The sequence below is a fragment of the Microbacterium sp. KNMS genome, from assembly GCF_053851835.1.
On the sequence record NZ_JBSQBP010000013.1, the window covers coordinates 93,145 to 101,345 of the forward strand.

Genomic DNA, 8,201 nt, shown 5'->3' on the forward strand with positions numbered 1-8,201 from the left:
CGTATCGCGCTTTCCGAGAGCCGAGGAGCCATGCCGCACATCACCATCTCCGATGTCACGAAGAGCTATCCGCCGCAGCGGCGCGGCGACGGGCCGGTGGTCGCCGTCGACGGCGTCTCGCTCGAGATCGAGCGGGGCGACGTGTTCGGCATCATCGGCTACTCCGGAGCCGGGAAGTCGACACTCGTCCGGCTCATCAACGGCCTCGAGCCGGTGACAGCCGGCTCGATCGACGTCGACGGCACCGACATCACGGCCATCCCCGAGCGCCGGCTGCGTGAGCTGCGGCAGGGCATCGGCATGATCTTCCAGCGCTTCAATCTGCTGCGCTCGCGCACGATCAGCGGCAACGTCGCGTATCCGCTCGAGGTGGCGCGGATGCCCCGGGCCGAGCGCGCGAAGCGGGTCGCGGAGCTTCTCGAGTTCGTCGGGCTGTCCGACAAGGCGAATGCGTACCCCGAGCAGCTCTCAGGGGGCCAGCAGCAGCGCGTCGGCATCGCCCGCGCGCTCGCCGCGAACCCGGGCATCCTGCTCGCCGATGAGGCGACGAGCGCGCTCGACCCGGAGACGACCGACGAGGTGCTCGACCTGCTCGCGCGAGTGAACCGTGAGCTCGGCATCACGATCGTCGTCATCACGCACGAGATGGACGTGATCGCGCGCATCGCGAACAAGGTCGCGGTCATGGAGCGCGGTCGGGTGGTCGAATCGGGCCTGACGTACGACGTCTTCACGCGGCCGCAGACGGAGACGGCCAAGCGCTTCGTGCGCACGGTGGTCCGCGCGCTTCCCGACGGGGACGCCCTCGCGGCGCTCCGGACGCAGCACGAGGGCCGCTTCTTCACGATCTCGTTCACGGACGAGGGCGCGTCGGAGGCCCGCGTGTTCGGCGCTCTCGCGCGAGCGGGGGTCGACTTCAACCTCGTGCACGGCGGCGTGGACGACATCCAGGGACGCGTGTACGGTCTCCTGACGATCGCCGTGCGCGGCGACGAGCAGGCCGTGCGCGGCGCTCTCGCCGAGATCGGCGACGGCGTCACGGTGACGGAGGTGGCCGCGTGAACGACATCCTGGAGCAGATCGGCGACATCTTCCCGGAGCTCGTCGAGCAGACCGGCATCATGCTGTGGCTCGTGGCAGCCTCGCTCGTCATCGGCGGGATCGCGGGCCTCGTCCTGGGCACAGCGCTCTTCGTCACGCGTCGCGGCGGCGTGCTCCAGCAGCCCGTTGTCTACTGGGTGCTGAACCTGCTCGTCAACACGTTCCGCCCCATCCCGTTCATCATCTTCCTCGCGGCGCTGCAGCCGCTCGCGCGCTACGTGATCGGGATCGGGATCGGCAACGCCGCGGCGATCTTCGCGATCTCGATCGCCGCGACGTTCGGCCTCGCGCGGATCGTGGAGCAGAACCTCGTCACGATCGACCCGGGTGTCGTGGAAGCGGCCCGCTCGACCGGCGCCGGGCCGTGGCGCATCATCCTCACCGTGATCCTGCCCGAAGGACTCGGCCCCCTCGTTCTGGGCTACACCTTCGCGACGATCGCGATCATCGACATGTCAGCCGTCGCGGGAATGATCGGCGGCACGGGGCTCGGCAACTACGCCATCGCCTACGGGCACCGCCAGAACGATCCTGTCGTGATCGTCAGCGCACTCGTCGTGATCATCATCGTGACGCAGCTCGTGCAGGCGATCGGCAACGGTCTCGCTCGGCGCATCCTGCGGCGCTGAGGCGGGCCTCCGAAGCGCCGGAGGCCCGCCTCGGAGGTCGTCAGGCTCCGCTGTTGACCATCCACTGCACGCCGAAGCGGTCGGACAGCATGCCGAACCAGTCGCCCCACGGCGCCTGCTCGAAGGGAACGACCACGCTGCCGCCCTCGGCGAGCTTCTCGAAGATGCCGCGGAGCTCCTCGGCATCGCCGTCGAAGATCGTGACCGACAGGTTCGCGCCCTCGTCGCGCGGCATGCCGGTCGGGGTGTCCGAGGCCATGAGCGTGAAGCCGTTCTCGAGCTCGAGCTGGCCGTGCATCACCTTGTCGGCATCGGCCTCATCGAGCTCGGGGCTGGGGTACTCGCTCATCTTCGAGATGTTGAGCGTGCCGCCCAGCACGCTCTGGTAGAACTCGAGCGCCTCCGCGGCGTTGTCGACGAAGCTGATGTAGGGCGAGATCTTGAAGGCCATGGGATGTCCTCTCTCCGCCGGGCCCGCTGCCCGGATCCGAGATGAGGATGGCACGGGGCGCCGACATCCGGAAGGCCGTCTCGTGAACGCACCGCGACGCGACCCGACCTAGGGTGAGGCCATGGACATCCTCGGCATCATCGGCGTGATCGGGATCGGCGTGGCCGGCCTCATCTGGCTGGGCGCGATCATCTACGCCATCGTGAAGACCATCGCCGACCCCGCCATCGGCGGTGTGCTCAAGCTGCTGTGGATCATCGTGATCCTGGCGTTCCCGCTCGTGGGGCTCATCATCTGGGTCATCGCGCACGACCGGATCAACGCGAGCATCGGGCGCTGATCCGGTACGACGAAGCGGCCCCTCCGATCGGAGGGGCCGCTTCGTCAGAACGTGGCTCAGTCCGTGCCGGTGTCGAAGGCGGCGGACTCGCCTGCGGCGTCGAGCGCCTCGTCGGCCTCCGTGCCCGCCGTGATCTCCTCGGCCTCGCCCTTCTCGAGGGCGCCGATGAGCTCGCCGGTCGTGCCTCCGATGAGGCCGCGCGAGACGTAGCCCTCGAGGCGCGAGCGCGAGTCGGCGATGTCGAGGTTGCGCATGGTGAGCTGGCCGATCCGGTCGGTCGGGCCGAACGCCGCGTCGCCGACGCGCTCCATGGAGAGCTTCTCGGGTGCGTACGACAGGCCGGGGCCCTCGGTCGCGAGGATCGTGTAGTCCTCGCCGCGGCGCAGGCGCAGGGTGACGGTGCCGGTGATCGTCGAGCCGACCCACTTCTGGATGGACTCGCGCAGCATGAGCGACTGCGGCTCGAGCCAGCGGCCCTCGTACATGAGACGGCCGAGGCGGCGACCCTGCTCGTGGTACGTCGCGAGGGTGTCCTCGTTGAGGATGCCGTTCACGAGGCGCTCGTAGGCGATGAAGAGGAGCGCCATGCCCGGCGCCTCGTAGATGCCGCGCGACTTCGCCTCGATGATGCGGTTCTCGATCTGGTCGCTCATGCCGAGGCCGTGGCGGCCGCCGATGCGGTTGGCCTCGAAGACGAGCGCGACCGGGTCGGAGAACTCGACGCCGTTGAGGGCGACCGGGCGGCCGGCGTCGAACGTGACCGTGACGTCCTCGGTCTCGATCTCGACGGCCGGGTCCCAGAAGCGGACGCCCATGATGGGCTCGACGGTCTCGAGCGAGACGTCGAGCTCCTCGAGGGTCTTCGCCTCGTGGGTGGCGCCCCAGATGTTCGCGTCGGTCGAGTACGCCTTCTCCGCGGAGTCGCGGTAGGGGTAGTCGTGCGCGACGAGCCATTCGCTCATCTCCTTGCGCCCGCCGAGCTCGGAGACGAACTGCGCGTCGAGCCACGGCTTGTAGATGCGCAGGCGCGGGTTGGCGAGCAGGCCGTAGCGGTAGAAGCGCTCGATGTCGTTGCCCTTGTAGGTCGAGCCGTCGCCCCAGATGTCGACGCCGTCCTCCTTCATCGCGCGCACGAGCAGCGTGCCCGTCACCGCGCGCCCGATGGGCGTCGTGTTGAAGTAGGTCCGACCCGCCGAGCGGATGTGGAATGCGCCGCATGCAAGGGCCGACAGGCCCTCCTCCACGAGCAGCGGCTTGCAGTCGATGAGGCGCGAGGCCTCCGCGCCGTAGGTCAGGGCGCGGCCGGGGATCGACTCGATGTCGTCCTCATCGGGCTGCCCGAGGTCGCCGGTGTAGGTGAACGGGATGGCGCCCTTGTCGCGCATCCACGCGACCGCGACGGAGGTGTCGAGACCCCCGGAGAAGGCGATGCCGACGCGCTCGCCGACGGGGAGGGATTCCAGGACCTTCGACATGCTCTCCATCCTAGAGCCGCGCGGCTCCCCGCCCGATTCGGCGGCCATCCGGCGCTACGCGAGCGGCGTGCGCTCCTCGGGGAGCCGGCCGGCGGCCATCCGCTCGGTCGCCGTGCGCGCTGCGCGCCAGCGCCCCACGCCGATGACGGCCGCGCCGATGACGCCCATGGCCGCGGCGATGCCGACGATGTACAGCGCGACCCCGCCGTATCCGCCCTGGAGATGCGGATCGAGGAACGGATACGGGTACCACCAGGGGTTGCCGGTCGCCGGCCCCGTGATCGCGTTCGCGCGGAGCAGCGTGTACACGGCCCAGACGACGGGGAAGGCGATCACGACGGCCAGCGCGCGCCAGGGCAGGGCGCCGCGTCGCGGGGCGACGAGCACGTCGGCGAGCAGGAAGAGCGGGCCGACGACGTGGAGCACCTCGTTCGCCCACGCGACCGAGGTCGTCGGGTCCTCGATGCCGCGAAGGAGGATGTTGTAGACGACGCCCGTCACGATCATGTACGTCGAGACGCAGGCGAGCAGAAGCGACAGCCCCGCGGGCTCGCGGCGGCCGTCGCGACCGCGGGTCCACGTCCAGATCGCGGCGACCACGAGCAGGATGGCGCTCGAGAGGTTCGACTCGATCGTGAAGTAGCTGAAGAAGTTCGAGATCACGGTCGGCAGGTGAGACGCGTGCGCCTCCGTCTTCGTCAGCGCGTTGCCGACCGTCCGCGAGAACTGCGCAGCGGTCGCCGAGACCAGGGCGATCGCGGTCGCGATGCGCGCGATCTGCCATGCCGTGGTCCAGGCGCGCGAATCTGCGGTCATGCCGCCGAGACTATCCGCCGGGCGGGGCAGGGCGGGAGCACCGCGCGGCTCAGCTCGAGAACGCCTCCGTGAGCGCGGGAGCGTGCGCGAACAGCGCAGGAGCGCCGCCCGTGTGCAGGAACAGCACGTCCTCGTCGTCGGAGTACGCGCCCGAGCGAACGCCGGCGATGAGCGCGGCCGCCGCCTTCCCCGTGTAGACCGGGTCGAGGAGGATGCCCTCGGTGCGCGCGAAGAGCTGGATGGCCTCGGTGCCGCCCTCCGTCAGGACGCCGTAGCCCGGGCCGATGTGCGCCGCGTCGAGCCAGGGCGACTCGGCGGGCTCGCGCCCGAAGAACCCGAGCACCTCGCGCGAGATCCACTCGACGGTGTCGGTCAGGGCGTCGACCTCGGGCGAGACGGCGACGCCGTGGATCCGCGGGCGACCGGCGCCGGGAAGCAGCTCACGGGCCGCGAGGAGGCCCGCATGCGTGCCGCCGCTGCCGTTCGCGAAGACGATCTCGTCGAAGGTGCGGCCGCTGTCGGCGAGCTCCGCGTACGACTCGAGGTACCCGAGGGCGCCGACCGGTGTCGAGCCTCCCGTCGGGATGAGGTACGGCCGGAGCCCGTCCTGCCGCAGCTGCGCGACGACCGCGTCGGCTGCCGCGATCTCGGGGTGCGCGTCATCCGCCGTCTCCTCGACGAGCACGACCTGCGCCCCGAGCGCTCGGTCGAGGAGCACGTTGCCCGAGCCGCGGTACTCGGGCGTCGCGTCGGCGGGCACCCGCAGCACGAGGACGCACTCGAGCCCGGCCTTGGCCGCGGCGGCCGCCGTCTGGCGGGCGTGGTTCGACTGGCCGGCGCCGACCGTGACGAGCACGTCGGCGCGGTGCTGCCGTGCGTCGGCGAGGAGGTACTCGAGCTTGCGCGTCTTGTTGCCGCCCAGCGCGAGACCCGTCAGGTCGTCGCGCTTGACCCAGAGCCGCGGCCCGCCGCCCAGCTTGTCGCGCAGGCGGTCGAGCGGCTGCAGGGGCGTCGGCGCGACCGCGAGATCCTCGCGCAGGGTGCGGAGGTCTCGGATGGCCGGATCCGCGACATCGAGGAAGAGCGGGTCGAGGAGCGCATCGGCGGTCATGCCCGTCAGCATAGGCCGCATCGTCAGGGGATTCCGAGCGTTCCCTGCGACCTCATCAGGCTCCGCGCAGGCCGTTCTGAGCCCGCACAGGGGCACCGCTGGGGCGCGGCCGGTTCTCTGGATGCCCTGGATGCAGGGTGCATCCGGGGAGGAGGCATCATGGAAGCGATCCTGCAGGCGCTCGTCGCCCTTCCGCTCATCGCGGTCGTCGCGGCGCTCGCACTGGAGCCGCTCGTCGACGAACGGGCCTGACGGTCAGGTGGTCGGCCGCGGGTTCTGCGGAGCGCCCGGCTGCTCGCGGCCATCCGAGACCCACAGCGGGTCGAACGAGCGGTGCGCCGTGACCCGGTCTGCGATGCCGTCGAGTCGCGCGACGACCTCCGGGTCGAGGCGCACTCCGACGGCGCCGAGGTTCTCGTCGACGCGGTCGGCGAAGCGGGTGCCGGGGATGGGCACAACCGGGAGCCCCAGCTGCTCGCCCTTCGCGAAGAGCCAGGCGAGCGCGAGCTGTGCGGGCGTCACGCCGGCGTCGGCCGCGAGGTCGCGGACCTCGGCGAGGATCGGCGCGTTGGCTGCGAGCGCCTCGGGCGCGAAGCGCGGGAACTTCGGCCGCCCGTCGCCCTCGACCATCGCCGCGGCGTCGAACGCGCCGGTGAGCCACTGCCTGCTGAGCGGGGAGTAGGGCACGAAGCCCACGCCGAGCTCGCGCGCTGCCGAGACGACGTGCGCTTCGACGTCGCGGCTGACGATGCTCCACTCGCTCTGCACGGCGGCGATCGGATGGACGGCAGCGGCCCGCCGCAGCTCGTCTCCGGTGGGCTCGGAGAGGCCGATATGGAGGACCTTGCCCTCCTGCACGAGCTCAGCGAACGCGCCGACGGTCTCCTCGATGGGTACGTTCGGGTCGACGCGGTGCTGGTAGTAGAGGTCGACGTGGTCGGTGCCGAGGCGGCTGAGGCTCAGGTCGATCTGCTCGCGGATGTGGGCGCGGTCGCCGCGCACCGACCTCTCGCCGATGCGGCCGCCGGGCACGATGCCGCACTTCGTCGCGAGCTGCACCTCGTCGCGACGCGTGGCGAGGAGCCGCGAGATGATGCGCTCGCTGCGGCCCTCGCCGTAGACGTTCGCGGTGTCGATGAACGTCACGCCCGCATCGACCGCGTGCGTGAGCGTGCGGAGGGCGTCGTCATCGGAGATCGGGCCGTACACGTCGGTGAGGGACATGCCGCCGTATCCCTGCGGTGAGACGCGCAGGCCGTCTCCGAGGTCGACGAAGGCGGATGTCCGGGTGTCGGTTGCGCTCACGAACGCGAGCGTACCGGCCATCCACCCCGGTCGGGGCCGTCGGCAGTCGAGGCAGTCAGCAAGGGGGTGCCGTGGTGGGTCAGGTGCGGATGCGGGTGAGGGTGCGGCGGATGCGGGTGCGTATGCGGGTGGCGGATCCTTGTGCGGGGCGGGGTGTGCAGTCGCGGTCGATCCAGCGGGGCGGGACGATGTAGGGCACGCCGTGGTGCATGTGGATGTTCCAGCCGGAGGTGTCGAGGTGGTGGTGGTGCCACCAGCAGAGGAGGACGCCGTTGTCGGTTTCGGTGGGTCCGCCGTGCGCGTGGTCTTGGACGTGGTGGATCTCGCACCAGGCGGCGGGGATGGTGCAGCCGGGGATGATGCAGCCGCCGTCGCGGGCGACGATCGCTTTGCGCTGGGTGGGGGTGAAGCAGCGTTGGATGCTGCGCAGCTCGAGGATGCGCCCTTCAGGGCTGAACACGGCGCGGAGGATGTCGCCGGTGCATCCGATCCGGCGGGCCACGGTCGCGGGGACGGGCGCGTCGACGCCGTCGAGGTGCGCGATGCCGTGCCGGCCGGTGTCGGTGTCTGTGGTGGTGAGGTCGTCGGCGGTGATGTGGATCATGACGGTGGGGGCGGCGCCGCCGAGGGTGGGGGTCTCGGCGGCGCGTGAGGCGGCCTGGATCATCGCGAAGAACGCGTCGTGCCGCTTCTGCGCCGGTGAGCGGGTGTCCGGCATGACCGGACCGAACTCCGCGCCATCCGCTCCGATGCCGCCGCTCGCGTCTTCTTCGTTCGTGTCGCCGTCTGTGGTGGGGGTGAAGGTGACGTTGCGGGCGGGGTTGGTGTGGGCGGAGAGGAGGTTCTGCAGGAGGGCGCCGGCTTCGGGGACGAGGGTGCCGTTGACCCGGAAGGCTCCGCTGGGCAGGGGTGTGAGGGTCAGGGTGCGGTCGCGTTCGGGCCGGTCGGGGTCGGGTTCGGTGCCGTCGGCGGT

At 70.8% G+C, this 8,201-nt stretch carries 9 protein-coding genes; 3 read left to right on the top strand and 6 right to left on the bottom strand.

Going from position 1 to position 8,201, the window contains the following annotated elements; all coding sequences use genetic code 11:
- Window positions 1–30 precede the first annotated feature (30 nt).
- Together ACWXWW_RS09960 and ACWXWW_RS09965 are read left to right on the top strand one after the other, a co-directional pair.
- Window positions 31–1,062 (top strand): methionine ABC transporter ATP-binding protein, encoded by a 1,032-nt coding sequence (locus tag ACWXWW_RS09960; protein ID WP_455969787.1) that lies wholly within the window; start codon window positions 31–33, stop codon window positions 1,060–1,062.
- Window positions 1,059–1,730: a methionine ABC transporter permease gene (locus tag ACWXWW_RS09965; protein WP_455969788.1), complete on the top strand. Its 672-nt coding sequence runs from the start codon at window positions 1,059–1,061 to the stop codon at window positions 1,728–1,730. The genes ACWXWW_RS09960 and ACWXWW_RS09965 overlap by 4 nt, the downstream gene beginning before the upstream one ends.
- Window positions 1,731–1,770: 40 nt before the next feature.
- Here the strand turns inward: ACWXWW_RS09965 and ACWXWW_RS09970 are convergent, their stop codons facing one another.
- Window positions 1,771–2,181 (bottom strand): VOC family protein, encoded by a 411-nt coding sequence (locus ACWXWW_RS09970; protein WP_455969789.1) that lies wholly within the window; start codon window positions 2,179–2,181, stop codon window positions 1,771–1,773.
- A gap of 121 nt (window positions 2,182–2,302) precedes the next feature.
- Here ACWXWW_RS09970 and ACWXWW_RS09975 point away from each other — a divergent pair, with 121 nt between their 5' ends.
- Complete coding sequence (locus ACWXWW_RS09975) at window positions 2,303–2,521, top strand: PLDc N-terminal domain-containing protein (protein WP_271172448.1); 219 nt, start codon at window positions 2,303–2,305, stop codon at window positions 2,519–2,521.
- Window positions 2,522–2,577: 56 nt separating this feature from the next.
- Here ACWXWW_RS09975 and argG read toward each other — a convergent pair whose 3' ends face one another.
- The 5 genes from argG to ACWXWW_RS10000 all read right to left on the bottom strand — a co-directional run.
- Window positions 2,578–3,996 (bottom strand): argininosuccinate synthase, encoded by a 1,419-nt coding sequence (gene argG, locus ACWXWW_RS09980; RefSeq protein ID WP_271172447.1) that lies wholly within the window; start codon window positions 3,994–3,996, stop codon window positions 2,578–2,580.
- A gap of 54 nt (window positions 3,997–4,050) precedes the next feature.
- On the bottom strand, window positions 4,051–4,812 hold the full coding sequence (locus ACWXWW_RS09985) for a Pr6Pr family membrane protein (RefSeq protein ID WP_455969790.1): 762 nt from the start codon (window positions 4,810–4,812) through the stop codon (window positions 4,051–4,053).
- A 49-nt stretch (window positions 4,813–4,861) separates the two neighbouring features.
- Window positions 4,862–5,923, bottom strand: coding sequence for a D-cysteine desulfhydrase family protein (locus ACWXWW_RS09990; RefSeq protein WP_455969791.1), 1,062 nt, complete (start codon window positions 5,921–5,923; stop codon window positions 4,862–4,864).
- A 255-nt stretch (window positions 5,924–6,178) separates the two neighbouring features.
- Complete coding sequence (locus tag ACWXWW_RS09995) at window positions 6,179–7,228, bottom strand: aldo/keto reductase (RefSeq protein ID WP_455969792.1); 1,050 nt, start codon at window positions 7,226–7,228, stop codon at window positions 6,179–6,181.
- Window positions 7,229–7,307: 79 nt separating this feature from the next.
- Window positions 7,308–8,201, bottom strand: an 894-nt coding sequence (locus tag ACWXWW_RS10000) for a DUF222 domain-containing protein (RefSeq protein WP_455969793.1), incomplete at its 5' end; no start/stop codon positions are given.

Excerpts from the sequence above, each read along its gene's own strand:
- ACWXWW_RS09960 (WP_455969787.1), top strand. The coding sequence starts at position 31 with ATGCCGCACATCACCATCTCCGATGTCACGAAGAGCTATCCGCCGCAG.
- ACWXWW_RS09970 (WP_455969789.1), bottom strand. The coding sequence starts at position 2,181 with ATGGCCTTCAAGATCTCGCCCTACATCAGCTTCGTCGACAACGCCGCG.
- ACWXWW_RS09975 (WP_271172448.1), top strand. The coding sequence starts at position 2,303 with ATGGACATCCTCGGCATCATCGGCGTGATCGGGATCGGCGTGGCCGGC.
- argG (WP_271172447.1), bottom strand. The coding sequence starts at position 3,996 with ATGTCGAAGGTCCTGGAATCCCTCCCCGTCGGCGAGCGCGTCGGCATC.
- ACWXWW_RS09985 (WP_455969790.1), bottom strand. The coding sequence starts at position 4,812 with ATGACCGCAGATTCGCGCGCCTGGACCACGGCATGGCAGATCGCGCGC.
- ACWXWW_RS09990 (WP_455969791.1), bottom strand. The coding sequence starts at position 5,923 with ATGACCGCCGATGCGCTCCTCGACCCGCTCTTCCTCGATGTCGCGGAT.